Consider the following 25,824-nt stretch of genomic DNA (forward strand, 5'->3'; position numbering starts at 1 on the left):
GCGAGCATGAGCGATCGTGAACCTCGGGAAGCCACGGGCACGGCACAACCAGCCCGAAGCGCTTCTGCCTCCCTTTCCACCGCACAGTTCGAGGCCTTCTACAAGGAGTTCACGCCCACACTGGTCGGCTTCCTCATCCGGCAGGGAGCACGCCTGGCGATAGCCACCGAGCTCACCCAGGAGACCATGATCAAGGTGTTCCGAAAGTGGGAGGAGATCGACAATCCTCAGGCCTGGGCGCGGCGAGTCGCCTCCCGAGAACTCGTCAGGTATATCAGCCGCGCTGAGGCGGACCTTTGCGAGGAGGTTCCGGAGCCTTCTCCGCTTCTCTCCTCACCGGATGCTGCTGCGGCATGGGAGCAGCAGCAGGACCTTCTGCGCCTGCTGGCCGATCTTCCTCCTCGCCAGCGACAAATCATGGCCTGGAAATACGACGGCCACTCTCCTGCGGAGATCGCTGAGGAGCTGGGCATCAGTTCTGCAACCGTACGTGCCAGCCTCCTCAAGGCCCGCCGCGTGCTTGCTGCTCGCCTGCAACAGCGTGAGGAGCGTGAAGACCGGTGACGGACGTGTTCGAACAGTGGTGGGTGGAGCAGAACACGGAGTTCGACACGGGGCTCGCAGACCTCCTTGACCTCAATGCCGGCCTCAACGAGATCTGGGTGGAGAGGGACCAGGCGCAGCTCGAATCTGGACTGGCCAGCGTTCTGGACCTGTCTGGCGGACTGGCGGCCATTCTGGCGGGAGGCGTTGACTCGCCCGAATTCTTGCCTAGGGAAACCGCTCCGACACAGCTAAGCCAAGGCTCCGGCCTGTGGTTCGAGGCGGTGCCGGTGGAGGCCCGTCTGGCTGTGCGGACCTCTCCTCTCGCGCACGCCTTGCACCTGGCGCAGGCAGCGATCCGCTCTCTCGAACGCGCTCGAGGCCTTGCACAGCAAGAGGAAGCCCGATACCTGCGCGAACCGCAGAGGGGAGGCCCGAATCACCGGTTCGACACCGACAGGATGATGGCTGACAACTGCACTCGTGCGCTCCTTGTCGAGTGCGATGCCGAGGCACTTCCCGCTCAGGCCACCCTGTGTGCACAGGACCTGCTGTGCGTGCTCGAGTACGTCGAGAAGCATGGGGGCACGCACTACGCCCTTGCCCTGGAAGGCGCCGTCGCGCGGGCTCAGGACCTGCTGCGAGCTCTGACCGCAGAGGTGGTCGCCCAGCTTGGTCTCAGTGAGAATCTCCGCCCGGACTACGAGGCCCTCCTGAGCCTCCTGGACGACTTCATCGGCGCGGACCTGCGTCAGGCGAACCTCGCAGGGGTCAAACTGGACGGGCTGTGGTGGTCAGAAAAGACCACGAGCTGGCCGCCCTACGTCGATATCGAACTACTCAAGCTCGACTCGATCGAATCGGCACCGGGATCAGGGATCTACGTGATCACCCAACGCGGCATGACTAACATCCCCGACCACCTCACGTGCGCGTGAATCGGGACGGTGCGAATGCTGCACGGCCGTGGGCATCGCTGACGGCGAGCAACCCCTGAGCCGGGCCCCCGGGATGTCATGGCTGATCCCCCGGGCCCGTGGTGTGTCCGGCCGGTCAGATCTTCTCAGCGACCGTGGCGGCGGCCCAGTCGGCGGCTTCGGTGTCGGTCATGAGCAGAACCTGCGTCGGGTGGGCGGTGGCGCCGGTCGCCCGCTACGAGAAACGCGGCTACATCTACCTCGGGACCATCGCCCTCGCAGTCCTCGCCATCTGGCTCAGAACGTGATCCGAGCAACAGTGCCTAGCGAACACGGCCACCTCTGCCCGCCGATCAAAACCGTCCACGACGGCTTCCCCCTCGGCCAATGGCTCGACAGCCAACACCAACTCGCGAAGAAACAGGCCAACCCCTCCCCCACCCCACCAAACACTCGCCACGATCGACCTCTGGTGCAATCCGCCCTGGCCCATCCTGTGGCAACGCACCTACCACCAAGCACAGGCCCGTCCCCGACACCCCACCACCCGCCAATGGCTCCAAAACCAATGCCGCATCTGGATGCTCCTCCACCCCCAGCAACAACGCCTTCTCACTCACATCGGCATCCACCGATCGCGCAGCCACTACAGCGCTCCCTGCCGAACCGTCCGCTCGTATCGCTTTGAGCCATCACCCAGCACTCCCCGGCGTCGGCGATCAGACCACCTAACCTGCTGGTCGCAACACCGTGGCGTCATGCCGGATTGCGGAAGACGGACTCGACGAGAGGGTCTATATCGGTGTAGCCCAGTCTCTTGGCTTCGCCTACCAGTCGGTTGACCTCTACGAGTGTGAGCTCCCACTCGCCGCGCTCAAACAGTGAGAGGTCAACAGAGTTCACTCCATAGCGCTTCTCGAGTCGCCGGAACATGGCGCGCTTCTCTCTATCAGAGAGACTCACGGAAAGCCATTCTCGAAGTTTTTTCGATCTTGCCTGCAGGGAGAACTTCCTGAGTCGCACAATCTCGGCACTCACTGGCAGCGCCCCAGAGCGCCAAGTCCTGGAACTTGCACTATTTCGACCATTCATAGCCAAGGCCATCAGGCGGGTACGAGCTGCATCATTTTGGTGCTCAGGGCTGGCCATAGTCAGGAGGTCAAACCAACTGATCAGTTCGGTGGGGGCGGTCACTCCGCAGGCTTCCAGATAGTTTCGCAGGAAGTACGGCGACACCGGCCGCGCTCCTGACAGCACCGCTGCCACGCTCGAATGGGAGTAGGGCATCAGGTGGGCAAGCTGTCTCAGTGACAGCGAGCGGTAGGCACGAATGGACTGCAGAGCAAGCCTGAGGTCCAGATATGTCTCGGCACGGTGTGAAGGGAGGATGAGTCCTGTTCTGTCCCACCGTTCCCAGATGCGGGGCCAAGACGCCCTCCGCCGCTCCTCAGGGCTCAGATGCAGTGACTCCACAGAGTCTTCATTGACGAACTCCCTGGGCCGGATCTCGCGGCGGGCCTCTTCCCAGTCTTTACGCCACCGCCTTAAATCGCCGGAGCATGCATCCACGTAGGCCTTCGTAACTCGCCACGATGGCAGCTCATATCCCCCTGAGGCTTTGGATAATGAAGCCGCAGAAACGCCGCACCTCGTGGCCATGTGCGCGAGGGTTGGGCTGCCTGCCCGCTCGCGGAGCTCGCGAAGTGCGGCAGCGAATTCGAGGACCCGTGGATTTCCCTGCCCGGTAGGTAGTTGGTTGATGCGACGTCCCACGTCTTCTCCAGAGGACCTTGAAACTGCCCGCGGGGGCCAGCCTCAGCCGCTGACCCCCGCGGAGGACATCAGGCGAGATCCTGGCGAAGCTTTGTTGCGATCAGGCTTCCGCCGGCCACCACCGTGACAGCGGCCGGCGGAGCACACCCGACCACCACGAGCGCGATGACCGAGAGAAGAACCACGATCACCAGCCATACTGTCGCGGCGGTGATGTCTCGACTCTGCAGGATCGTCAGCGGACCGATCGGGATCGGAAAGCTGCTGGACGTCACGACATAGGTCATAGCGTGGGCACCTCAGTCTCTTAGTGGAAGCGTGAATTCCGCTTCGTTGACCCGGACTAGTTCGATGCCAGGCCCCGGTTGGCGCCAAGGCTGTTCTGGCGCCCTCATGCTGGCCGACTCGCGAGGGTGATGTCCATTCCGATGTGAACGATTCCTGAACAATTCGAGGCTCTTTTTCAGAATCCCGTACACAGCACATAGAGGGTCTGTACTTAAGAACCGTGACGATCAGGCACGTTTGCGCAGGCCAAGGCATCATTCTTCAGAAGATGTATCGCTAACGCGGTCAGGGGCGGCACCTTCGGTGCAGCATCACCCGACGATGGATGACATGCTGGGCACGAGCCCGCAAGGGCTGTGACCTTGGTCGACGGGCACCTCAGTCTCTGACCCGGACTGCGCACCGCGATGCGAGGTGAGCGTGCTGTTGGCGCAGGACGCTCAAGCGATGGGGTTTGCCGTGATCTGGCCGGCGAACCCCATTGCCTTTCCTCGGAGTCCCCAGCGAAGTCTCCGCCCGGCGCTAACACGGCAGGCATGCCCAGCGTCGCATCCTCCGGTGTCCGAGCTCGAAGCACTCCCTTGCCATCCGCGCAGCACACCGCTCCGGGATGCTCCAAGATGGGACCTCAGCATCGTCACGGAGGGGAATCAGTGCCCGGCCTTGGATGGGAAGACTGGACTGTCGCGAGGGTGGACCAAAACCGCCTGCCGGCCGACTGGGGCTGGAAGGTTACGCGCCCTTCAGGCCGCGGCTGCGACGACGACCCGATCGACTACGCCGCCTCCCTACGTGATCACCGTCGCATCCTCATCGAGGAGACACCCGGCGTGCCGCTAAGGCGCCGCAAGCAGCCGTGGCACCGCTCAGCACCACATGCATCAGGTGCCAGCTATTTGCCGTTCACGACCGAGATCCCATTTGGGCTGTGGATCCCCACTCTCGTCCCGAACGACGATCAGGACCGCTCGGGACGGACCTGGAGCCAGCGAATATGGTTCCGGGGTACCGGCCTGGTGGGCGCTGGGTCCCCAAGGGCGAACAGCGGCAGCACTGCTCACCCGACTGGAGAAGCTGACCTGGGACGAAGTCCTCACCCTGCGCCGCTCCTACAACAAGGCATGGCCCACCGATCGCGAAGACCCCGCTTGGTACGAGGCGCAGGAACTCGCCAGGACCACCGGCCGAGCCACGCTGAAGAACGCGCTGATCAAGCACACGCAAGCAGCACTGGACCAAGCAGCCCGCACCCACGGCAAACGCGTACGGGACTTCTCAGACCTCGCCATCGAAGACCTCTCCCCCAGCCTCGCCCACCGCCTCCTCGGCCCGCTCCGTCTCGCACTCGGTGACGCCCACACCTACCCCGTCCCCTTATGGGCCGACAGCCTGTAACCCGAGGCAACCTTACGAACACGTGCCCCGAGCCCGGCAATCACATGATCGTCAGCAGGGGCGATAGAGGTCAGCGTCCGAGCATCGCAGTCCAGCTCAAGCAGGTGGCTCGTCCGAGCGCCGCCGCATACCAACGAACGCTTTCCCCTCGCCTGCCTTTCTTGGCCTCATACATCGCATAGGCTGCTCGGCCTCTTTGTTTAACGCGAGCGCAGGAGAGCTGCATTGTCCAACGGACAGGTTGACCCGGTTGACTGGCGGAGCATCCGGTCCTGGGCGGGGAGTCAGGACCGTGCCTTCGAGGAGCTGTGTTTTCAACTGCGGGAGCCCGCTCGGCCTGGCTGGCGGACGATCAAGACGGCCGCGCCGGACGGCGGGGTGGAGTGGTACAACCTGGCGCCGAACGGGCGGGTGCACGGCTTTCAGGTGAAGTATGTGCACGAGCTTGATGATCTCCTGCCCCTGGCGCGGGAAAGTCTCAAGGCCGTGGGGAGAAACCGGCCCCGCCGGAACGTGACCCGCATGGTGTTCATGGTCTGCATCGACCTGCCGGACCCCGCGCATCTACGCAAGGGCAAGCCTGTGGTGGGCGCCCGCCAGAGGTGGGAGCAGGCGGTCGCCGGCTGGAAGATGCAGCTGGAGGGGACCGAGGACATTGAGGTGGAACTCCTGGGCAGTGGGGAACTGCTGGAGCAGCTGCTGGCTCCGGGGAACGAGGGCCGCCTGTGGTTCTTCTTCCAGCGGCGTGCCCTGGGCGCCGAGTGGCTGAAGGAACAATTCGACCGCGCGGCTCGTATCGCCAGCGACCGCTACACGCCCCAACATCACATCCCGTTGCCGATCGCCTCGACATTGGACGCCTGCGCCGCGGCGGGATCGTTTATCGAGCGCGTTAAACAGCGCGTGGAGATCTTCCGCACGACCGTGTCCGACGCGCAGTTCGCGTGGCAGTCACGGTCCGCGCCGGCGCCCGATGCGGATGCTGGGCGGCTGGCGTCCGTGGCGGTCAGAGTGGAGGGCCAGCTCGCCCGGCTGTCACATATCGCTGATGAGCTGCACCTGGCGGTGGAGTCGGTCACTGCGGCGGGTCTGCCCGCGGAGCGCATAGCCATGGCGGCCGAGAATGCCTCCGAGGTGGTCTTTGACGTCCGGCAGGCGCAGCGGGAGTGGTTCGAGCTCGTCGGCGGCGAGGAGGACAAGCGGGCCGGTGACACGGACCCGATCCGGTTTCTGCTGATCACGCTCGACCGGTTGTCTGCACTGTGCAGGTCGGACGAGGCACGCGCCGCAGAAGCCAAAGCGTGGGTGCTGCTGGGCGAAGCGGGACAGGGCAAGACGCATCTGCTGGTCGATGCCACGCGCCGGGCGCTTGAGGCCGGCCGGCCTGCTGTGACCGTCTTCGGTGAGCTGATGGCGGCCGAGGATCCGCTGACGGAGATCGCACGGCAGCTGGGCCTGGGCGATGTGTCGCACACGGTGCTGCTGCAGGCGATGGATGCCGCCGGAGCTGCCAGCGATACGCGGTTCCTTCTGATGATCGACGCGCTCAATGATGCGGAGGAGCCGGGCAGATGGCGCAGCCGGCTGCCGCAGCTGTGGGCAGAGGCGGAGCCGTATGACCATGTGGCCGTGGTGGTCTCGTGCCGGTCCTCTCTCAAGGACGTTGTGCTGCCAGCTGACGTGTCGGCCCATCATGTTCCGTGTTCGGATCACCCAGGGTTCGCCGGGCATGAGGTGGAGGCGCTGGAAAGCTACCTGCAAAAGGCGCCGTCGGCGTTGCCGCGCACGCCGCTGCTCGCGCCGGCCTTCTCTAACCCCCTGTTTGTGAAGCTGTACTGCGAGAGCCTGGAGGCCCTGCCGGAGAAGCAGCGGGGCATCGCCGCGCGCACCCAGCACCGCAGCGCAGTGTTGACAGCTTCCTTCAGCGCAGGGCCCACCAGATCCACCTGGCGCTGCACCTGGATGCCAGTGAGCGGGTCGCGCAGCGAGCGGTGAAGGAACTGGCCTGGCAGATGGCCAGCGCCGGCCGGGAGGGCCTGTCCCAGCAGCAGGTGCGGGAGATCACCGCGCCGTTCGCCGCGCACCTGACCCGGTGGCCGGACACCCTGCTCGGGCAGATGGTGGTGCACGGAGTGCTGGCCAGCGAGCGCTTCCGCACTGTCGACGGGCAGCCGAAAGCGGGATACGGGTTCGGCTACCAGGCCTTCAGCGATGACCGCATCGTCGACGCGATGCTCACCGAGCACGCCGCCGAGGTGGAGGCCGCCGCCTCTGCAGGCACGCTGGCCCCCGCATCACCGCTGCGGACCTGGCTGGAGGCGGCTTCCCCGAACCTGGTGGAGGCGGCCACCGTGCTGCTCGCCGAACGCACCGGCCACGAGCTGATCGATCTCCTTGGCGCCGGCCAGGACGCCGAAACCGATGATCACGGCGAGCGTAATAGGTTCGCACTGTATGTGAGCCTGGTACGCACGCTGGCATTGCGCGACGCCCGCAGCGTCAGCAGGCGGACTGCCGTCCTGCTTCAGCAAGCAGCCGACCAGTTCGACCTGGGACCGACGGTTCTGGAGGCAATGCTGGGCGTGAGTGCCCAGACGGGTCACCTCCTCAACGCCGACTACCTGCACCGGACGCTGTGCGCGATGGTGCCGGCAGATCGGGACGTCAAGTGGGGCATCCCGATCTACGACGTGCTCGACCGGTCAGTTGCGCTGCACCGCCTGCTGCGCTGGGCCGAGCAGCTGCCCACTCCACCGCAGCTGCGCCCCTCCCCCGCGACGGCGGCCGCACCGTGGGCACCGCGACGCGCGGGCAGCACCAGGACGTCGGCGGTGGCCCATCAGCCCCCGCAGGAGGAGGTGGTGCGACTGGCAGCCACCACCTTGGTGTGGACCCTCACCTCCTCCAACCGTTTCCTGCGAGACCGGGCCACCAAGGCGCTAGTGCAGCTGCTGCTGGGATACCCGCAGGTCCTCAATACGCTGCTGGACCAATTCCTTCACACCGATGTCCGTGCGATCGATGACCCCTACGTCTTCGAACGGCTCGCCGTCGTGGCGCACGGCGTGGTGGCCCGCACCCGCTCAAGCACCGGCCATCACACCCTGCTGGCAGACGTGGCCATACGTCTACTAGCCCACGTCTACGGCGACGTCACCTCCCCCGCCACGCGTCCGTTAACGCCCTGCTGTGCGACGCCGCCTCCCGCGTCGTCCAGGACGCGTTCGAGGTAGGCCTCATCTCCGAGGACGACGCCGCCCGCTGCGCCCACCCCCACCCGTGCCCCGACCCCGGCCCGGCACCAGACCAGGAGACCATCGACGCCCGCTACCCGTCACGGGACGCGGACGACGAGCGGCTGTGGGGAAGTCTGCGCGCCTCCCTGCTGGGCCTGGCGGACTTCACGAGCTACGAAATCAAGCCGGCTGTCAGAACCTTCAGCCAGCTGCCCCTGGCCACGTCCGCCGCCCCGGCGCCGGCCTACCAGCGGCGTGAACAGCCCCCGCTGCTGGTGCCCGACAAGGTGGAGGGCTTTGCGCAGAGCCTGCCCGCATCCGTTCGCGACGCACTGGGCACACCCCAGGCTGTCACCCGACTGCTGAGCGAACGCTGGCGTGCCCGGCGCGTGTTGACGGACGAACAGCAGCGGCTGCTTGAGCAGTGCGCACAGCCGCCGACGCGCGAGGAGCAGCTCGCAGACACGCCGGTGGACAAGGACTGGGCCAGCCGCTGGATCTTCGACAACGCCGCACAGCGCGGATGGACACCTGAACGGTTCTCCGCCTTCGACAACATGCGCGGCGCCGGCCGCGGACGCGAGGGGCACAAGGCCGAGCGCATCGGCAAGAAGTACCAGTGGCTGGGCCTGCACGCGTTGGTCGAACGCCTCGCCAACCATCGGCACATGATCCAGACGCACGCCGGTGACCCGGCACAGTATCCAGGCGCCGCAGCCCTGCTACTCCTCGACATCGACCCCACCCTGCCCCCTGGCGCACACCCGCTCTCCCCGACCTCGACAACTGAGCCCGAGGACACTGCCGCGGCGAACACCGCTCACGCCACGTTTCCTCTCACCGCTCCCGACGGTCGGTGGGATCCCCCGCCGCCCATGCTGCCGGCATCCGACCAGCTCGCCGACTGGCTGCAACAGGACACCGGGCTGCCCGAACTCGGCACGCTCGCCGTACGCGAAGACGGCCAGGGCCAGCAGTGGGCCGTCCTATACGAGTACGTCGCAGACAGCGTCGGCGGGCCTGAGTGGAAGGGACAGGCCGAACAGTGGCACCTCATCCACAGCTGGCTCCTGGAGGAACCCCACTACGAGCCCGCGATGGACTTCCTCGCCCGGCGCACCCTCATGGGCCGCTGGATGCCCGAGATCCCCTCCTGGCACGGCATCTACCTCGCCGACATCCCCCGGCACGCCTCCGAGCGGGACGGCCTGGACAACGAGATGCGGTTCATCGACTACGGCGCCGACACCGACACGCCGCCGTCGGCCTCCTCCCCCGCACCGCGACCGCCCGCTAGCCGCAGGCGCATGGCCAAGACCGGTGACGATGCCACCCAGGTAAGCGAGTACCTCGACGTTCTCCTGGGCGAGCTCGGACTCGCCCGGAGCTCTACACGGGAACAGCAGCTGCACGAGCTGGCCGAACGCTGGAGCCGTCCGGCGAGCACGGACGCCACCGACCCACAACCTGACACAAATTCAGGCGACATCGCCTGCGATACCGATGGTCGGCCCCTGCACGCGGTGCCAGCTATCCAGGAGTACAACTGGAGCGCCAGCGGCCACGACTGCTCCCTGGACGCACCCGTCGGCCTGTCACTGCCCTCCCACCAGCTCCTGCACGGCGCAGGCCTCACGCGCGACCCCGACAACGGCGACTGGTACACCAGCGACGGCTTCCGGGTCGTGCGGGCCCTGACCGGCCACCGGCCTACCGGAGCCGTCGACACCCTCCTCATCCGGCGGGACTGGCTCGAACAACGCCTGCACACCCTCAACGCCACCTTGATCCTCGGCCTGTTCGGCGAACGCCAGCCCCGCACCACCGACCTCACCCAGTGGCGCGAATACAGCCAGACAGTCGGTCTACGTCCTGGCCATGAACCGGCCGTCCAACAACAACTCACCCGCGTCAGGACCAACCGCACCTGATCCCGCCGTCAACCACAGAAGAACCTACTGCGGCACGGCTGCCGCCTGCGTACGAACGCGCTCGAACCCGTGACGGCAGACGGCTCGCCAAGCGCCTCCGCATACCAATGATCACTGAACCTGAACCGTACGCAATGCAGATGACACGAACTGATGATTCACCCAGACTGGCCGACGAATCCGCAGGTCAAACCCCCTGCCCAGCCCAACGCTCACGTAGTCACTGCCCTGCTGACGCCCCACGATTACCCACCCGCGAACACACCACAAAATGATCAATGCAGGCTAAGACCCCAACTGCTGATCAGAAAGACCGCTCCTGGACATCACCACCCTCGCCGACCTCGGGCTGGAGTGGGTGCGTAGGGATTTGGAGCGGCTGGCGTGAAAGGGGAGCTTCCCTCCGTCTGCCTCTGCGGTCCCGCTCTGCTCACAGTGCAGGCGTTCTTTTCGGCTTGGCTGACAGACGTGAGCTGCGGACTAGAAACTGAAGGGCAGGCGTCTGGTACGGATCGAAGACGGGCGCGAGGCTGATTATTTAGAGCGCGGCAGACGAGTAGTTGGGGTGGCGGGGATGTCGGGGTCTGGCGCGCAGCGTGTGTCGAGGGGTGCGTTGATTCGGCAGCGTGCGCGGGCGCGGTTTGTGGGGCGGCGTGCTCAGCTGGCGCTGTTTGCGGAGAACTTGTCGAAGGATCCTCTTTCTGAGGAGGATCCGGCGGACTTCTTGTTCCACGTGCGTGGTGTGGGGGGTGTGGGGAAGTCAACGCTGCTTCGTCAGTGGCAGGAGGCGGCCCGGCGCGCTGACGCGGTGACAGCGGTGGTGGACGAGAACGACGTCCACGGGGTGCAGCAGGCGTTGGTCGAGCTGGCGCGGCAGCTGGGGGAGCAGGCGGGGCCGTGCAAGGAGTTCGACAAGGTGGTCGAGCAGTTGCGGCGGGAGCAGGCGGCACAGGCGGAGTCCACCCCCCTAGAGGGTGAGGCATCGGTATCGAGTCGGATGGTGACCCAGGCCGCGCTGAGTGCAGCCTCGTTGATCCCAGGCGCCGGTGTCGTGACCGCGATGGCGAACCCGGATGCCGCGGCCCAGGGGCTGGACCGGCTTCGATCGGCGTCCCGGTCTCGTGCCCACAGGCGCGGTGGTCAAGGTGACGAGACGGGGTTGAGCCGTGCTTTTGTTGGCGAGCTGGAGCGGTTGTGTCGTCGGCAGCGGTGGGTGGTGCTGTTCTTCGACACATGGGAGCAGACCGCGCAGTACTTGGACGGGTGGCTGCTGAGACTGCTGAGTGAGGAGTTCGGCCCGGTGCCGGCGAACGTCATCGTCGTCCTGGCGGGCCGGGAGGAGCTGTCGGAGCGGAAGTGGGCGTTGCTGAGGGATCAGGTCGCGGACGTGCCGCTGGAAGTGTTCACCGAGGCGGAGACACGCTCGTTGCTGGCCTCGCGGGGGGTGAACGAACCGGGGGTGGTTGAAGCGGTGCTGCAGTTGTCGATGGGGCTGCCGCTGCTCGTCGAGCTCCTTGCTCTGGCCCGCCCGCACACGGCTGAGGACGTCGACGCCGACGGGGACCTGGCCGATGTGGCCGTTGAGCGCTTCGTGCAATGGATCACCGATCCGGAGAAGCGAGAGGCCGTACGGGCGTGTGCGTTGCCGTTGCAGCTGAACAAGGATGTCTTCGGCGCCGCGGCAGGTCCTGAGGCGGAGGGGCTGTGGGAGTGGCTGTGCGGGCAGCCGTTTGTCAGTGGCCGCGGGGACTACAAGCATTACCACGCGGTCGTCCGCGCCAGCATGATCCGCCAGCAACGCGCTCAATCCCCCCAAGACTGGGCCTCCGCGCATCTGCGACTCGCCGACATGCATGCCGCCTGGCGGGTAGGTATCGAGGAACGGCTCCCCGAAACGCAACGGTGGGAGGACGCTGAATGGCGTCGGCACTGGCTGGATGAGATGTTCCACCGTCTGTGTGCCCACCCGGGAACGCGTCTGACGGCCGCCCTTGAACAGGTGGTTCGTGCGGCAGGCCAGGAGACGGCAGTGCTGCGGCAATGGGTCGAGACATTGGAACAAGCCGCACATGACACCACCGACACAGCCCTGCTCACCTGGGCGGAGCGCCTTCAAGACGCTCTCACCAGCGACGATCCCAATCTCGCCTGTCTCGGTGCTCTGCTGTCTCACGGCCAGCTGAGCTCGGAGAGCAGGAGCTGGGCGTACACCTACCGAGGCATTCATCTCTACCTCGGTGACCAGAATGAAGAGGCCCTCGCCGAGTTCGACCGAGCCATCGCTCACAACGTCCGCAACGCTCTCGCCTGGGCTCGCCGCGGAGAAGGGCAGCGCCGACTGGACAACTACGACCAAGCCATCACCGACTTCACCGCTGCACTCGAACTCGACCCCACACTCGCCTGGGCACTCAGCAGCCGCGGCCAAGCCCACCACCGAGCTGGCCGGTACGACCAAGCCGTCGCCGACTTCACCGCCGCACTCGAACTCAACCCCACCAACGCCTGGAGACTCGTCTCCCGCGGCCTGGCCCACCTCCGAGCTGGCCGGTACGACCAAGCCGTCGCCGACTTCACCGCCGCACTCGAACTCGACCCCACCTACGCCGTGGCACTCGGCTCCCGCGGCCTGGCCCACCGGCAGGCCGGCCGGTACGACCAAGCCATCACCGACCTCACCGCCGCACTCGAACTCGACCCCACACTCGCCTGGGCACTCGGCTCCCGCGGCCTGGCCCACCGGCAGGCCGGCCGGTACGACCAAGCCGTCGCCGACTTCACCGCTGCACTCGAACTCGACCCCACCGACGCCGTGGCACTCGGCTCCCGCGGCCAAGCCCACCAGCAGGCCGGCCGCTACGACCAAGCCATCACCGACTTCACCGCCGCACTCGAACTCGACCCCACACTCGCCTGGGCACTCAGCAGCCGCGGCCAAGCCCACCACCGAGCTGGCCGGTACGACCAAGCCGTCGCCGACTTCACCGCTGCACTCGAACTCGACCCCACCGACGCCTGGACACTCGGCTCCCGCGGCCAAGCCCACCAGCAGGCTGGCCGCTACGACCAAGCCATCACCGACTTCACCGCCGCACTCGAACTCGACCCAGCGTACGAGTGGGTAATCGGCTTTCGCGGAGAAGCCCACCGGGAGGCCGGCCGGTACGACCAGGCCGTCGCCGACTTCACCGCCACACTCGAACTCGACCCCACCGACACCTGGACACTCGGCTCCCGCGGCCAGGCCCATCAGCAATCCGGCCGGTACGACCAGGCCGTCAGCGACTTCACCGCTGCACTCGAACTCGACCCCACGCTCACCTGGGCACTCGCCTACCGCAGTCAGGCCCACCGACAGGCAGGCCATTACGAGGAGGCGCGCGTGGATGTTGAGCGGGCTACGGAAGCGCACCCTGACGATCTCGACTGCGTATTCGAGAAGCTCATGCTCGAGACAGTGGAAGGGCGGTTCGAGACGTTCAGGGAGCAGTGGCGTCAGCTCCTCACGTCTTCCGTGAATCCGCAAGACGAAACGAAGGCGAGCTATCTGTCCCTTTTCCGGGCCGTACTCATCGAACCGGAAAACGTGGTGCCGGAGGCGACTACGGAGGTGCTCGCTGCGCATCTAAGTGCTGGCGATATGGCAGAAGTAGTCCGATATCTGACCGAGTTGTCCGTGTTGGAGGGTGAGGTGGGTGAGCGGGCACGGCAGTGCCGTGGCCTGATAGCCGAACGTGCCTCAAGCTGATCTTCTGAAGGTTGGCCGTCCCCTCCCCCGGCCGCACGCCGGTGCACGGCCCGCAGCCTTCTGCCAGCAAGTCGGCCGGCGTACGGCCCACGCAGCCGCCACGGTGCCTAGTCGCGGAGGACCAGCGGATCGGGGGCTGGACTGGAGCCGCGCCCCCCGTGAGCAGTGCAGGACCGCACGTCATGAAGCTCGCCCCTCGGCGAGGGTGGCGCGTAGGCGCTCCCCTAGGGCGGTTGCCTCCGCGTCCGTGTTGGACAGCACGCCGTTCTCGGTCATCAGGGCGTGGAACTGCTGGTCCCCGTACGGCGTTCCCTGGGGCAGTCCGGCGATGTGCCAGTGAAGGTGCGCGTTGCCCTGCTGGCTGCCCAGGGACAGCAAGTAGGTGCGCTCGGGCTCGACGACCGCTTCCACCGCGAGCGCCACCTTGCGGACCACCGACATCAGTGCGAGGTAAGCGGGATCATCAAGTTCGCGTACAGCGTGCTCGATGTGGGTCTTCGGAGCCACGAGCACCTTCCCCGGCACGGTTGAATACCGGTCGAGAAAGGCGATGTGCTGGTCGTCCTCGTACACCGTCACATGGCCGGGCTCGCCCGCCACGAACGCGCAGATGAAGCATGGGCCGTTACGCACCCTGGCCTCGTACGCATCCAGGTCCATGGGGCGCCGATCTGCTGCCACAGGCTCTCCTTTTCGATGCGGTCGCCGGGCGGCAGCCTGTCACGGCATCACCGCAGGCCTTGGGACTCGGTCAGATGCGCCGGCGCGACAACCAGCGCCCCAGCTTCCGGTCCGCCACCGCCTCGCTCTGGCCCGGGTGCTGCTGTTGGTCCTGAAGCCTGGCGTGGTCGCGGATACTCCGGGCGAGGAGTTCGGCCGCGAGGGCTCGGGCCTTGCACCGGTCGCAATGCGTGGGATGGGGGTCCACCGGGGTGCCCCAGCCAGGGGCCTGTGCCGCCTTCCAGCGTTCATCACTGAACTTCGCTCCGCAGCGCGCACGCGGGTCGTTGTGCTTCCCGCTCGGCCGCGCGCTGTTCGGCCTCCTGGCGCTTGCGTTCCCGGATCTCCCGCTCACGCGCCCGCTGCTCCTTCCAGCGGCGTTCCAGGGCGGCCTGCTGGCGGGGGTTGCCGATCGCGTGAAGGAGTGTCTGCGGGCCGGGCCGGCCGAAGCGGCGGAAGACCGCCCCGTGCGGTCCGTGGGCTTGGAGGTCGGTCAGGGTGGTCGTGATGACGGGGATCTTCTTGTCGTAGTGGTGGAAGTCCTCTTCGTAGCCTTGGTCCCGGCCCAGAGGTGGCGGGTGAGGGCTGCGAGGCGCGGGATGGTGCGTTCGGGGTTACGGGCGCCGAGCTGGTTGAAGACGAGCAGCACCGGCGGGTACGAGTCATCGGACCCCGGCCCGGGTGAGGTGGTCCAGCGGGTGCGCCACATCGGCTGCGCCTTGCCCTCGGTGTCTTTCACCTTGCGGTGGTAGAAGCGGGCGTACTTCTCCAGCTTGTCCGCGAGCTCCTCCGCGGTCTCGTGGCAGCTGTCGACCTCCACGAACAGCAGCGGGATGGCGTCCTGGGGCGCGGTCAGGACGATGTCGGCCTGGGCGCCGCCCTTGCCCGGCGTGCTCCAGGAGCCGGAGACCGGCAACGGGACCTCGGTCCAGTAGGAGCCGATGCTCCCCACCCCGCCGGGCGAGTCGGCGACGGCCTGGACGGCCGCCCGCACCCCAGGCGGGTCCGCGGCCAGCTTCGCCAGGTCCGGCTTCGGGCGCAGCAGGCCGGCCACGGTCTCGTTCACGGCCATCGGGTGGGAGGCGCCGGCGGCCCCCGCACCGCGCGCGGTCGCGCCCATCTCGGACAGGGGCGCTGGAGCTCGGTCGCGGCGCCCCCCAAGCCCTTGAGGGTCAGATGGCGCAGGGCCTCGCCGGTGAGGGCATCGTTGCTGCGGCCCGGCTGGGAGCGGCGCAGTCACCAGCTCAGAGGCGAAGGCGGGCTCTTCGGGCCGCTGCCGAGTGCTGCTCCATGCCGAGTGCCGCGGCTGCTGACCCAGCTGTGCGGCGTCGAGGAGCAGGTGCTGAAGTGGCGTGGCCGTCCAGGGGCTGGGGGTGTCAGGCTGCCTGCCGAAGCGCTTTGGAAGGCGTGCGCACCGCCCGCTGACGTCGGTCGAGGGCGGGCCGGTGCGCCACGTGCTGCCGTCCAGTGACGTCGTCCGTGAACCAGAGGAGATCAACTGATCGGCGCAGCAGTGAATCGATTCGCCGGGTGAATGGGGGTCTTCGTTGATCAGGACGGCTTCCCGGAGCTGCGAGCCTGGGCCTCGCATTGGCAGCGGATCGACGAACATCAGCAGTTCGGTCGACGATCCCCTCACTGAACGGAGCTCACCTTGTCACCTCGTCGTGTCGTGAACAGCGTCCTTGCCTCCCTCGCGCTGGCCCTTGCCTCTGTCGGCGCCGTCACCCTGAGCGCCGGTCCTGCCGCGGCCAATCCCTGCGGCTTCTATGAGACCTCCTCCGACGCCTACTACAACCACTGCACCTCGGACGGCTCGCATATCGTCATCGAGGTCGACGACTGGGGACCCAACAGTGAACGGTGCGTGGCGCCCGGCGTGACCTGGCTCGGCTCCAGCTCCGACATCGACGACGCCTGGTACACCGGCCGCACCTGCTGAGGCGTCCTGCCGTCCCGGGCCGCTCGACGTTGTCCCGTGAATGCCCTCCGGCATCATCCAGTGAGGTTGTGCAGGCGTGCCCTGCCGAGCATGGCGTGGTGGACGCCGTCGCCTTCGAGTCGGCAGTCGCGCAGGATCTTCCAGCTTTTCACGTGGGCGAGGGTCTGCTCGACGCGGGCGCGGACCATGCGTTGGGAGGCGTTGTGGTCCTCCTTCCAGGCCGGTAGTTCTTCGTTCTTGTGCCGGCGGTAGTGCGGGATGGTCAGGCCCCGGTGCCGCGGTAGCCGCCGTCGGTGATCACCGTGGGAGTGGTGCCGGCGGCGGCCTTCGCGCCGGAGTCCTGCCGGGCCAGGCAGCCGTTGCGGTTACCGGGCAACGTCATGCTCCTCGCGACTGTTACCGAGATGCCGCACAGACCACGACCGGAGCCGTCAACGTGGTGCCGGCCGGCAGCGGTCCCCCTTGAACCGTGCAGCCTCGCGCCTCCGCCGTGTGGAGCTCCCGCACCGACCATCGCGCGCTCCGGGGTTGCGAGGTACTTCTACGGGTTGTGGGTTCTGCGGCCTGTCGTGGAAGCGATGCCCAGCCAGGTGTGTCGGTTGTTTGCCCAGCACCAGCCGACCTTGGGGGCGTTGCGGCGCTCGCGGCCATCGCGGCCGGTGCCGTTGCTGATCCAGAGTGCCGGCGTGCGGGCGTCGAGTGCGCCGTTGTCTTTGCGCAGGCGAGAGCCGATGGTCATGAAGCAGTGGTTGCGTTCGAGGACGGTGGGCTGCTGCAGCACCCAGTGGATGCCTTCGGTGAGCAGCAAGGGGGTTCGGGTACCTGCGGTGATGGCGGGGAGCGCCTCTTCCGGGCTCCAGTTGGCCATCTGGTCGCCACGGTCGAGGCCGGTGAGGAGGTAGAGCGGAGTGTCGGGCAGCGCAAGCGTGTCGAGTGGGGCGAAGCGGTCGACGTCCGCCATGTCGGTGACGACAAAGCCCTCCTTGCCGTCACGGCGGAGCAGCGGCGCCAGGGCGGAGGCGGGTGCGTGGTCCGGGTGAACGGCGAGTAGAACGTCTTCGTCGCTGGTGTGGGTTTCGGCGGCTGCCGCGAAGGTGCGGAGCTCGGTGGCAGGTAGCCCTGCCAGCTCGTGCACCTCCAGTTCGATGAGTCGTTCCGCCTGCGCGCTGGGCGTCGGGAGTGCGGAGGCAAGAGTGGAAGTGGCGGGCGTGGTTTCGGGCACGAGACTCCCAAAGGTAGCAACGTGGATGAGCTCAGGGGCAACGAAACGCCTCACCGGAAAGTTCCTGCTGCTGCTACCTGAGAGCTCACGTAACTGAGGCGGCGTCACCCCTCACCCACAACTCTCCACGACAGCGACGCTCTGATCGCGCACCTCCAGAACCCCCTACCGACGCCCATCGATCTCGCCCTCGCGCCGGTGCGAACCGGGGCGACCGCGCGGCCAACCGGGCCGAACTCGTCGTCACGGAGGTGGCCCTCTTCAAGGCCGGCCCGGCGCGGGCGTCGATCAACGCCAGGCTCGGTGCCGCCGAGATGGCTTCTCTGCTCGCCGAGTCCGACGCGTCGGTCCTCCTGACGGATGCCGCGCACCTGGACATCGTCCGCGTGGCGGTGCCCGGCACGGGGGTGAAGACCGTTCTCGGCTATGACGGCCCGAGCGATCTCGGCCCCGGCTATGCCGAGGCCCTCGCGGACGCCGAGCCGGAACCCGTCGACACGGAGTGCGACGAGGGCCACGTCGCCGTACCGCACTTCACCTCGGGCTCTACCGGCAAGCTCAAGGCGGCGGTGCAGGGCGTACGGCAACCGGCTCGCGCTGATGCGCAAGTCGGTCATGAGCGCCGACACCCGGGTCGGGCCCGGCAGCCGTAAGGTCCTGGTCAGGCACCGCAGCTTGAGAAGGGTTCGTTGTCCCCATCGTGGCCGATGGGGTGCTGGTGAAGTGGGGACCTACGTCGGTGCGGCGTGCCGCGGTTTCCCATGAAATCCGGTGGAGTCTCAGCGGCCGGAGGTGGTTAGGTCCTGCTCAATGCTTCGCTGACACGCCCGGAACAGTGCGAGGCGCAAGGTCCCAGTCGCAGCGCGGTCCCGCCCGCGTGTCGTCGAGTGATGGAGGTTATCGCGGTGGCTGGTTATGGGGCGCTTTCCGATGTATACGAGTGGCTGATCGGGGACGACAGGTTGACCCCCGCCAAGGCAGCCGCGGTTTACTACAGCGATGTCGTGGGCTCTGTGCCGCCCAACGCGCGTGTCCTCGACTGCGCATGTGGAACCGGCCAGCTCGCCGTCGGGCTGGCAAATCTTGGCCTGGACGTGGTCGCCGCAGATGCCAGCAGTGGGATGGTTCGCCGGACCGAGAAGGTCGCCGACGAGCAGGGTGTCTCGCTTCGAGCCCTCCGCGCGAGCTGGGACGAGCTGCCCGACCACCTGGAGGACTCCACGTTCGATCTGGTGTTCTGCGTCGGCAACTCGCTCGGGCACGCCGAGGGCGCAGCCGGGCGCCTGACCGCACTGGAAGCGATGTCGCGGCTGCTGACTCCGGGCGGACGCCTTGTGCTCCACTCACGCAACTGGGAGCTCGTGCGCTCCGCCGGCTCACGGGTAGACGTCCGTGATCGACTCATCCGCCGCAACGACCGCGATGCGGTCGTCAGCTACTACTGGCAGATCGAACAGCGCTGGGAGGAGGAACACTTCCTCGAGATCGTGGTCGCCCAGATCGAGCCGGATGGGGCAGTGCGAGCCTGCTCGGAGCGGTTGTCCATCTGGCCCTACCGGTACGAGGACCTCGTGGCGCAGTTGCGGAGTGTCGGGCTCACGGTGCAGACCACCACCTTCGACCCCGGGAGCGACGGATACCTGGTGGTCGCCGGCCGCCACCAGGCGCGAGGCATGTCCGAGCCGGCACGCTGATCCGCCTCTCCTCGTTGTCGGTGCCGACCTGCCGGCTCGCGACCGCCTGCAGCACTTCGCGAAGTGTTCAGCGCTCGAAGCGGTTGCTGCGGGTGCGGTCCTCACCCTGTATCTGACCTGCTCAAGCTGAGGCTGAAAACAGCTCACGGCCTAGCCGAGCCGGGCGTGCAGTGGACGTAGGCGTGTTGGCCATCCGCGCTATCGGCCACGCGGCCTTCTGCCGGCGCTCTCGGTACCGGTTCCAGCACGGGCAGTACCCAGGGCTTTCAGGCACCGACGGGACGGCTGGCAACGGGTAAGACAGGCTTGGCACCCGCCTCCGGCGAGAGCGCCCTTGACGGCTTACAGACGGCGCACGCCGCGGTTCAGAGGGGGCGGCTCCACAACCTGAGCCACGCAGCCTCCGGCTACCCCTCTTGCTGAGCAGCGAATCGAGCGCAGCAAGGTCCGGCCACGCTGAACCGTCGGGGCGCGCAGTCCGTCGCAGATCCCGTGCAGGAAGGACTGTGCGCAAATCCCGCAACGCGCGCATCCTGCTGCTGCCGTCCAGCACCCAAAGCCAATCTTCCCCGTGCCCCCGGCAGCCTTGGCGCCGACCCCCTGCGTCCCCAGACTCTCCGGCCGGTCCTGCGAAGGCATCCACTCGGACAGCTTCCACCGGAAGTACTCGCTGCTTCCGGCCTGACCCGCTCGACGTCCCGGATGTCAGGGAACGCCGCGTCCGTCTCTGTGTAGTCGAGGAAGCGGTAGGGCATCCGCCGCCCTCTCCGTGGGCGCACCGCCCTGGGCCATGGGTTGGACTGGGCTGTGGGAGCCACTGCGCGCTCAGCGGACCGCTCAGCCCGCGCACTGCGGTGGGTAGCCTGCTTACACGCGTCGCTGCAGTACTTGCGCGTACGCCCGCGGGCCTTCTGCACGAAGGGCGGCGCGGTACAGCCGACACGCTGGCACCGATGGACAGGTACCTCTTTGACACCCTCCCAAACCAGGACGGAGTGCTGCGGCTCCGTCCGGCTCATCAGCTCCTCACGCAGCTGGGGCCCGAACTCCGAGTCCCGCAGTCTGATCAGCAGGCGTGGGCCTGGACGGCGGCGGCCCGCTGTGCCGGGGTCAGGGCGGTGTCCCGGCCGGGGTGGTCGACGGCGTGGGGAGCGGACGCCGTTGCGCCCTCGAGGTCGCGGTGACCGGCAGAGGCGGAGAAAGCCGAGGCCGTCGCCTCGGTGGCGGTGGCGGTGTCGGCTCGGATGCGGGCGTCGCGGATAGCGTTCTGCAGAGCAAGGCTCGCGACCCGGGCGCGCTCGTAGCGGCTGGACTCCCTAGGCGGTGCGCTCTGGGCGGGAGCAATCCACCACCGGTGTGGCAGGGGGAAGTCGGCGGTGTAGGTCATCCGGTTCGGTGCCGGCGCCCCATGGCCGGGCTTGGTGGCCGTGTGGCGCCGGGCGTGGCGGAGCAGGGCCCGGTCGGCGATGGAGTCGTCCAGGCCGTGGGGGAACTCGCGGCCGTGCAGGGTCTCCAGCAGGTGTCGGCGCGCTTCGGCCAGGATGTGGCGCCGGGAGAACTTCTCGCGGACGGTGAAGACGACCGCGGCGACGTCGACGGCGGCGAGCGCCACGTCCACGGCGGGATCCACCCGCGCCCGGATCGCCGCCCCCGCTGCACCGCACCGGTCCAGGAGGCCGTCGATCAGCTCCTGGCCGAAGCGCAGGATCGCGGAGGCGCGCCACCACGCGAGCAGCTGCGCGAGGAGTTTCGGGTTTTTCTTCGCGGGCCGGGTCTCCTGCGCCGCCCACCAGCCCAGTTGGTGGCGGCCGCGCTCGCCGGGCAGGTGGCCGTGGTCCTTCACGTACCTGTCGGTGAGTACTTCCAGGGCGTCCTCGATGCGCCGGCGGCGGGACGCGGACCAGTTGATGAGGTCCTCGGGCACTCCGGCGATCTCCATGACGGGGCGGCGCCCGGGTGTCACCTCGCGCGGCGCCCAGGCCCACCCGAGCCGAGTGGACACCTCTTCCATGAAGTGAAGGAGGTAGAGGGTGTCGGCGGCGACGATGTGGGACAGCAGCGTGTCGGCCGACAGGTTCCCCCACTGTAGGTTCCAATTCGGAGTGTCCCATTCCGCTGTAGCGGCCTGGGCTTTCCCGGCTGTCACACTCAGGGGCCACAGCATTCCGTCTCAGAATTTCGTCCCTTGGGGGCTGCTGGGCCTACTGCCGACATGCGGAGTTCCCTGTCGGCCGCGCCCACTGCCGATGCGGCCGACGCAACGGACCGGGGCCACGGCCCGCCGTCCGGGCCGACTGCGCCAGCCACGGCGATCCCGTCTGGTGCGCCCCCCACGTGCTCGCGTCTTGGGCGGAGTGCGGCTGTATGCAACCCGCATCCGACCAATCGCCGCGGGTCCTCGCCATTTGATCACCTGGATGACGACGAGACCTCGGTACGGTGACGCCATCGCAACGCCGCACTCGTGGACGCGGCGTGGTCAAGGAAGGGAAGGCAGTCATGGCCAAGATCAAGGGACAGGTCAAATGGTTCAACGAGTCCAAGGGCTTTGGGTTCATCACCCCGGCCGACGGCAGTAAGGACGTCTTCGTGCACTTCGCCGCCATCCAGGGGAACGGCTTCAAGACGCTTGCCGAGGGGCAGAACGTCGAGTTCGAAATCCAGGACGGCCAGAAGGGCCCGTCGGCCGTGAACGTCACCGCGATCTGACCGTAAACCCCGGCGGGAGCACCAGTCCACGCGCCCCCGCAACGCTCTGCCCGTTGCCGCTCGTTCCCAAAACGGCAGGCGCGGGCGGAGCCCCCTTCCGTGCCGAAGGAGACCGCCTGCGGGATGTGTACGTGGGGCCGGGCGCCCCGAACGCCCTGACGCACAGCGAGTCGGCCCGCCGTACGGGCTGCTGATACCCCCTGCGATGTCCTTTGGGCCGGACAGAGGCCACCGTCAACGAGATAGGGACACGCGAAATGCGAACCTACAATCGGCGTCGGTGCCCGGGCGCTGAACGCGGTTGAGGATCAGACAGTGCTCGTGCAGGAGTTCTTCGCGTTCAGGGTGTCTCATGAGACAGCTGATCGCGACCTTCGCGCCGATCAGCGAATCGCGCGCCGCGCCGCCAGGCGGCGTGAGCCTGTGAGGCGGTGAGACAACGCCGAGATGCTGAACCGGTGCGCCGGCTCCGGCAGAACAGTGAGTCATTGATGAGGCTCCAGGATCTTCCCGCCCAGCTGCTTGGAGGTTCCCTAGGCCGTGTATCGAAAGTGGATCTTGAGCTGTGAATGATCACGGTTCATGGGGCGGGGAGATCTCACGGACGAGCAGTGGGCGACGCTGGAGCCGTTGTTGCCGAGGGGGGCGAAGGCAGGGCGGCCGCCTGCCTGGTCCCGGCGGCAACTGATCGACGGCATACGGTTCCGGGTCCGGACCGGTGTTCCGTGGCGGGACGTACCCGTTGAATATGGGCCGTGGGGCCGGGTCTACGACCTGTTCCGTCGGTGGCAGCGGGACGGCACCTGGCACCGCATCCTCACTCGGCTCCAGTCCCTGGCCGACGCGAAAGGGGCGATCGCGTGGGAGCTGAGTGTCGACTCCACCGTGTGCCGTGCTCATCAGCATGCGGCCGGGGCCCGCAAGCAGGGTGACCTGCAGAAGGAACCGCCGGGGGGTGTGTTCGCCGAGCCCGGAGATCACGGGCTGGGACGCTCGCGCGGCGGGTTCTCCACCAAGCTGCACCTGGCCGTGGAGCAAGGCCAGAAGGTTATGTCGGTCTTGGTGACTGCCGGGCAGCGAGGCGACTCACCACAGTTCGAACCGGTGCTGGAGAAGGTCCGCGTGCTTCGTGTCGGGCTCGGCCGGCCACGCGTCCGCCCTCGCCGCGTGCGGGCTGACAAGGCTTACGCCTCCCGGAAGAACCGCGCCTACCTGCGCCGCCGAGGGATCCGCTGCACCATCCCGGACAAGGCCGACCAGGCGCGCAACCGCCAGAAGCTCGGCTCACGCGGAGGCCGACCTCCATACTTCGACCCGGTCGACTATCGCGAGCGTCATGCAGTCGAGTGCGGGATCAACCGCCTCAAGAGGCACCGCGCTGTCGCCACGCGATACGACAAACTCGCCGTCCGCTACGAGGCGACCGTGCTGGTCGCAGCCATCAGCGAATGGATGTGATCAGCACCTGGAGACATCTCAAGCCCACACCGCTTTGACCACGGCGTGGCCTGCCGAGGCCGCCTGTCGATAGAACTCTCGGAGGTCCCGGTGATGTTCGAGGTGCTCCTGCCTGGTCCAGCCGAGGGCACTGAACCGGACGCCACCAGCGTTCCACAGCTCGTCGAAAGAGACAGTCGTAAGGAAACGCGCGGCCTGTGACACGCCAGGCGGCTCCAGAAGCATCAACGGGGGATCAGAGGGGGCAGCGTCAGTGCTGTGGGGCACGGGGCGGCCGCCGTAGATCGGCAATGTCCAGGGCTTGTCGGCGTCTGCATAGAGGGCATCGGCTGCGGCATAGAGGTCGTTGACGGCGTCCCAGCCCTTGTTGATCGAGTGGGCGATGCCCGCTGCGTACTCCTCGGTGTCGTTTTCCCAAGCCTCGGACATGAACGCAGCGAGCCAGGTGTGGTCGTCCCGGATCTCGGACTCAGGGACGGCACGAAAGTGCAGGTAGATGCTCACTACGTCGAATCCCTCAGCTCAACGACCCACCTGTTGGGCCGAACGGCCAGAACCTACGCGAGGGCACTGACAGCCGTGTCGCCGGCTGTCGACTCGCGGCATCCGGCAGGACTTTCGATACACGCCCTAACGCCGCGCTCGAAGAATTCGGCCGCACCGTGCGCACGGTCTTCGCCTGCGACTACCTCGCCAGCCCCGGCCTGCGCCGGGAGATCCACGGCGGCCTCCAGGTCGTGGAGAACTGGAACTCGGCGAACACTGTGCTGCACTACGGCAAGGACGGCGCCCTCACCGGCCCGGACAAGGAGCACGCCGAGACCTCGATGCTCGCCCTGCACCTGCTCCAGCCCGCGCTCGTGCACGTCAACACCCTGCTGGTGCAGCAGGTCCTGGCCGAACCCGCGTGGGCGAAGAAGCTCAGCGACGAGGACCGGCGCGGCCTGACCGCGCTGTTCTGGTCGAACGTCAACCCGTACGGCACGTTCCGGCTGGACATGGACAAGCGCCTCGACCTGGGGCTCACGGTGCCCCGCCTCCGCACTCCGGCGGACACCGCCGACCGATCAACCGCGGAGATGCGATGACGTGCGCCCCGCACCGACCGGCCGCTTCGTAGGCGGTCGGCCAGGGGTACCTGCGGTCGCCCGCGATCATCTCCGCGAGCACCAGGTCGCGGGAGACGTCGTCCCCGTCGGCGGGTCCTGCTGGTGCTCACCGCCGCACCGCGCAGTGAGAGTGCGGAGAAACTGCGGCTACTGTCCGTCCTGGGACAAAGCCGCTCTACCGCGTCGACCGACCAGGCGCCCACGCTCAAGGGGTAGCTCCAGCGTCAGGGGCGAAGGTGCTTGAGGGTGAATTGCGGTAGGGCGTAGGGGCCGGCTTGAGGCGCGGCCGGGTCGGTCGGGGAGTCCATCGCGGGAATGCCTGCGGCATGGAGTTCGGCGTTGTCGACGGGGGTGTAGGCCAGTTCCGCAGGGTCGGGCAGTGCCCAGAAGCGGCGAGTGTTGTTGGAAACGGCGTATGCGGCGGTGAATCGGATGGAGGGCGGTGCGACCAGGGCGGCCCGCAGATAGCCAACCGCGTCGCGCGGGCTCAACCAGGTCGCCAGGTGCCGGGGTTCAGTAGGCAGGTGTTCGAAGCTGCCGATACGCAGGCAGACAACGGACAGGCCGAACTTGTCGGCATACAGCTGTCCGAGCGCCTCGACGGCGGCTTTGCTCACCCCGTAGAGGCCGTCGGGCCGTACCGGCTCCTGGGGACTCGTGAGGTGCCCGGCGGGATAGAAGCCGGTGACACGATTGGTGCTTGCCAGCACCACCCGCTCGATTTCCGTGCGCCGCGCAGCCTCCAGAACGTGGTGCGTGCCGAGCACGTTGGTTTCGAGCAGATCCGGGAGGGGTGCCTCGTCGGGCACGCCGCCCAGGTGCAGCACCCGGTCGGCTCCCGCAAGGGCTGACTCCACAGCGGCGGCGTCCCGCAGGTCCACAGTGTGCACGTCCTCGTTCTCGGCCTCTGGGCGGAGCGGCACGCGGTCGAGCAGGATCAACCGCTCCACCTCGCCCCGTAGCGCCTCCCTCGCCACGGAACCGATGGTGCCCGCCGCTCCCGTTACTGCCACCGTTCCCAGACTCACTGCGCTTCCCCTGCCTTCGACGACCCGGACATCTTCGCTCCCGTTGATCCACTCAGCAAGGCGGTGGGTAACCCGCGGAACTCCGGGAACCTCTTGAGCGAGGGACGGGGT

General features: G+C 67.3%; 22 protein-coding genes and 2 pseudogenes. 13 read left to right on the forward strand and 11 right to left on the reverse strand.

What is annotated here, in order from left to right; genetic code table 11:
• The first annotated feature begins 6 nt into the window (after positions 1–6).
• Together ABZ565_RS31700 and ABZ565_RS31705 are read left to right on the forward strand one after the other, a co-directional pair.
• The gene (locus ABZ565_RS31700) at positions 7–564 is read left to right on the forward strand and encodes a sigma-70 family RNA polymerase sigma factor (protein WP_361034584.1); all 558 of its coding nucleotides are present in this window, start codon (positions 7–9) and stop codon (positions 562–564) included.
• Positions 561–1,481: a hypothetical protein gene (locus ABZ565_RS31705; RefSeq protein ID WP_361034587.1), complete on the forward strand. Its 921-nt coding sequence runs from the start codon at positions 561–563 to the stop codon at positions 1,479–1,481. The genes ABZ565_RS31700 and ABZ565_RS31705 overlap by 4 nt, the downstream gene beginning before the upstream one ends.
• A gap of 735 nt (positions 1,482–2,216) precedes the next feature.
• Here the strand turns inward: ABZ565_RS31705 and ABZ565_RS31710 are convergent.
• The 3 genes and pseudogenes from ABZ565_RS31710 to ABZ565_RS31720 form a co-directional block, all read right to left on the reverse strand.
• Positions 2,217–3,029, reverse strand: coding sequence for a helix-turn-helix domain-containing protein (locus ABZ565_RS31710; protein WP_361034662.1), 813 nt, complete (start codon positions 3,027–3,029; stop codon positions 2,217–2,219).
• A pseudogene (locus ABZ565_RS31715) lies at positions 3,030–3,233 on the reverse strand (helix-turn-helix domain-containing protein); the annotation flags it as partial.
• Between the two features lie 68 nt (positions 3,234–3,301).
• A complete protein-coding gene (locus ABZ565_RS31720; RefSeq protein WP_361034590.1) occupies positions 3,302–3,520 on the reverse strand; it encodes a hypothetical protein in 219 nt (72 codons plus the stop codon).
• A gap of 922 nt (positions 3,521–4,442) precedes the next feature.
• On the opposite strand from ABZ565_RS31720, the gene ABZ565_RS31725 reads away from it, so the two are divergent.
• The 5 genes from ABZ565_RS31725 to ABZ565_RS31745 all read left to right on the forward strand — a co-directional run bounded on the left by ABZ565_RS31725 (position 4,443) and on the right by ABZ565_RS31745 (position 13,831).
• Positions 4,443–4,916, forward strand: a complete 474-nt coding sequence (locus ABZ565_RS31725) for a hypothetical protein (RefSeq protein ID WP_361034593.1) — start codon at positions 4,443–4,445, stop codon at positions 4,914–4,916.
• 225 nt (positions 4,917–5,141) lie between these two features.
• On the forward strand, positions 5,142–6,911 hold the full coding sequence (locus ABZ565_RS31730) for a hypothetical protein (RefSeq protein ID WP_361034596.1): 1,770 nt from the start codon (positions 5,142–5,144) through the stop codon (positions 6,909–6,911).
• The gene (locus ABZ565_RS31735; protein WP_361034599.1) at positions 6,908–8,149 is read left to right on the forward strand and encodes a hypothetical protein; all 1,242 of its coding nucleotides are present in this window, start codon (positions 6,908–6,910) and stop codon (positions 8,147–8,149) included. Before ABZ565_RS31730 ends, ABZ565_RS31735 begins: the two co-directional genes overlap by 4 nt.
• Before the next feature lie 392 nt (positions 8,150–8,541).
• Positions 8,542–10,083, forward strand: coding sequence for a hypothetical protein (locus ABZ565_RS31740; RefSeq protein ID WP_361034602.1), 1,542 nt, complete (start codon positions 8,542–8,544; stop codon positions 10,081–10,083).
• Positions 10,084–10,900: 817 nt separating this feature from the next.
• Positions 10,901–13,831: a tetratricopeptide repeat protein gene (locus tag ABZ565_RS31745; protein WP_361034605.1), complete on the forward strand. Its 2,931-nt coding sequence runs from the start codon at positions 10,901–10,903 to the stop codon at positions 13,829–13,831.
• A gap of 180 nt (positions 13,832–14,011) precedes the next feature.
• Here the strand turns inward: ABZ565_RS31745 and ABZ565_RS31750 are convergent, their stop codons facing one another.
• The 3 genes from ABZ565_RS31750 to ABZ565_RS31760 all read right to left on the reverse strand — a co-directional run bounded on the left by ABZ565_RS31750 (position 14,012) and on the right by ABZ565_RS31760 (position 15,671).
• Positions 14,012–14,491 carry an HIT family protein gene (locus ABZ565_RS31750; protein WP_361034665.1) on the reverse strand — a complete coding sequence of 160 codons (480 nt, stop codon included), beginning with the start codon at positions 14,489–14,491 and terminating at the stop codon, positions 14,012–14,014.
• Between the two features lie 91 nt (positions 14,492–14,582).
• The gene (locus tag ABZ565_RS31755) at positions 14,583–14,759 is read right to left on the reverse strand and encodes a hypothetical protein (protein WP_361034608.1); all 177 of its coding nucleotides are present in this window, start codon (positions 14,757–14,759) and stop codon (positions 14,583–14,585) included.
• Positions 14,760–15,044: 285 nt separating this feature from the next.
• Positions 15,045–15,671, reverse strand: a complete 627-nt coding sequence (locus ABZ565_RS31760) for a hypothetical protein (protein WP_361034611.1) — start codon at positions 15,669–15,671, stop codon at positions 15,045–15,047.
• A 534-nt stretch (positions 15,672–16,205) separates the two neighbouring features.
• On the opposite strand from ABZ565_RS31760, the gene ABZ565_RS31765 reads away from it, so the two are divergent.
• On the forward strand, positions 16,206–16,493 hold the full coding sequence (locus tag ABZ565_RS31765) for a DUF6355 family natural product biosynthesis protein (protein ID WP_361034614.1): 288 nt from the start codon (positions 16,206–16,208) through the stop codon (positions 16,491–16,493).
• 53 nt (positions 16,494–16,546) lie between these two features.
• On the opposite strand, the pseudogene ABZ565_RS31770 reads toward ABZ565_RS31765, so the two are convergent.
• Together ABZ565_RS31770 and ABZ565_RS31775 are read right to left on the reverse strand one after the other, a co-directional pair.
• Positions 16,547–16,869 (reverse strand): annotated as a pseudogene (locus tag ABZ565_RS31770) (transposase); the annotation flags it as partial.
• 165 nt (positions 16,870–17,034) lie between these two features.
• A complete protein-coding gene (locus tag ABZ565_RS31775) occupies positions 17,035–17,715 on the reverse strand; it encodes a DUF5701 family protein (RefSeq protein WP_361034617.1) in 681 nt (226 codons plus the stop codon).
• Between the two features lie 251 nt (positions 17,716–17,966).
• On the opposite strand from ABZ565_RS31775, the gene ABZ565_RS31780 reads away from it, so the two are divergent.
• Both ABZ565_RS31780 and ABZ565_RS31785 read left to right on the forward strand, forming a co-directional pair.
• Positions 17,967–18,368: an AMP-binding protein gene (locus ABZ565_RS31780; protein WP_361034620.1), complete on the forward strand. Its 402-nt coding sequence runs from the start codon at positions 17,967–17,969 to the stop codon at positions 18,366–18,368.
• Between the two features lie 237 nt (positions 18,369–18,605).
• A complete protein-coding gene (locus ABZ565_RS31785) occupies positions 18,606–19,409 on the forward strand; it encodes a class I SAM-dependent methyltransferase (protein WP_361034623.1) in 804 nt (267 codons plus the stop codon).
• A 1,066-nt stretch (positions 19,410–20,475) separates the two neighbouring features.
• Here ABZ565_RS31785 and ABZ565_RS31790 read toward each other — a convergent pair.
• Positions 20,476–21,573, reverse strand: a complete 1,098-nt coding sequence (locus ABZ565_RS31790; RefSeq protein WP_361034626.1) for a relaxase domain-containing protein — start codon at positions 21,571–21,573, stop codon at positions 20,476–20,478.
• A gap of 335 nt (positions 21,574–21,908) precedes the next feature.
• Between ABZ565_RS31790 and cspE the strand changes: the two genes are divergently transcribed.
• The gene (cspE, locus tag ABZ565_RS31795; RefSeq protein ID WP_361034629.1) at positions 21,909–22,118 is read left to right on the forward strand and encodes a transcription antiterminator/RNA stability regulator CspE; all 210 of its coding nucleotides are present in this window, start codon (positions 21,909–21,911) and stop codon (positions 22,116–22,118) included.
• A 582-nt stretch (positions 22,119–22,700) separates the two neighbouring features.
• Positions 22,701–23,576, forward strand: coding sequence for an IS5 family transposase (locus tag ABZ565_RS31800; RefSeq protein ID WP_361034632.1), 876 nt, complete (start codon positions 22,701–22,703; stop codon positions 23,574–23,576).
• An 18-nt stretch (positions 23,577–23,594) separates the two neighbouring features.
• On the opposite strand, the gene ABZ565_RS31805 is transcribed toward ABZ565_RS31800, so the two are convergent.
• Positions 23,595–24,080 (reverse strand): DUF1877 family protein, encoded by a 486-nt coding sequence (locus tag ABZ565_RS31805; protein WP_361034635.1) that lies wholly within the window; start codon positions 24,078–24,080, stop codon positions 23,595–23,597.
• Between the two features lie 158 nt (positions 24,081–24,238).
• Here ABZ565_RS31805 and ABZ565_RS31810 point away from each other — a divergent pair, with 158 nt between their 5' ends.
• A complete protein-coding gene (locus ABZ565_RS31810; protein ID WP_361034638.1) occupies positions 24,239–24,664 on the forward strand; it encodes a Tn3 family transposase in 426 nt (141 codons plus the stop codon).
• Between the two features lie 245 nt (positions 24,665–24,909).
• On the opposite strand, the gene ABZ565_RS31815 is transcribed toward ABZ565_RS31810, so the two are convergent.
• Positions 24,910–25,713 (reverse strand): NAD(P)-dependent oxidoreductase, encoded by an 804-nt coding sequence (locus ABZ565_RS31815; protein WP_361034641.1) that lies wholly within the window; start codon positions 25,711–25,713, stop codon positions 24,910–24,912.
• Between the last annotated feature and the right edge of the window lie 111 nt (positions 25,714–25,824).

Origin of the sequence: Streptomyces sp. NPDC016469 (assembly GCF_040632905.1) — a bacterium.
GTDB lineage: Bacteria > Actinomycetota > Actinomycetes > Streptomycetales > Streptomycetaceae > Streptomyces.

Excerpts from the sequence above, each read along its gene's own strand:
- ABZ565_RS31700 (WP_361034584.1), top strand. The coding sequence starts at position 7 with ATGAGCGATCGTGAACCTCGGGAAGCCACGGGCACGGCACAACCAGCC.
- ABZ565_RS31720 (WP_361034590.1), bottom strand. The coding sequence starts at position 3,520 with ATGACCTATGTCGTGACGTCCAGCAGCTTTCCGATCCCGATCGGTCCG.
- ABZ565_RS31790 (WP_361034626.1), bottom strand. The coding sequence starts at position 21,573 with ATGCTGTGGCCCCTGAGTGTGACAGCCGGGAAAGCCCAGGCCGCTACA.
- ABZ565_RS31760 (WP_361034611.1), bottom strand. The coding sequence starts at position 15,671 with ATGGGCGCGACCGCGCGCGGTGCGGGGGCCGCCGGCGCCTCCCACCCG.
- ABZ565_RS31785 (WP_361034623.1), top strand. The coding sequence starts at position 18,606 with ATGGAGGTTATCGCGGTGGCTGGTTATGGGGCGCTTTCCGATGTATAC.
- ABZ565_RS31750 (WP_361034665.1), bottom strand. The coding sequence starts at position 14,491 with ATGGACCTGGATGCGTACGAGGCCAGGGTGCGTAACGGCCCATGCTTC.
- cspE (WP_361034629.1), top strand. The coding sequence starts at position 21,909 with ATGGCCAAGATCAAGGGACAGGTCAAATGGTTCAACGAGTCCAAGGGC.
- ABZ565_RS31800 (WP_361034632.1), top strand. The coding sequence starts at position 22,701 with ATGGGGCGGGGAGATCTCACGGACGAGCAGTGGGCGACGCTGGAGCCG.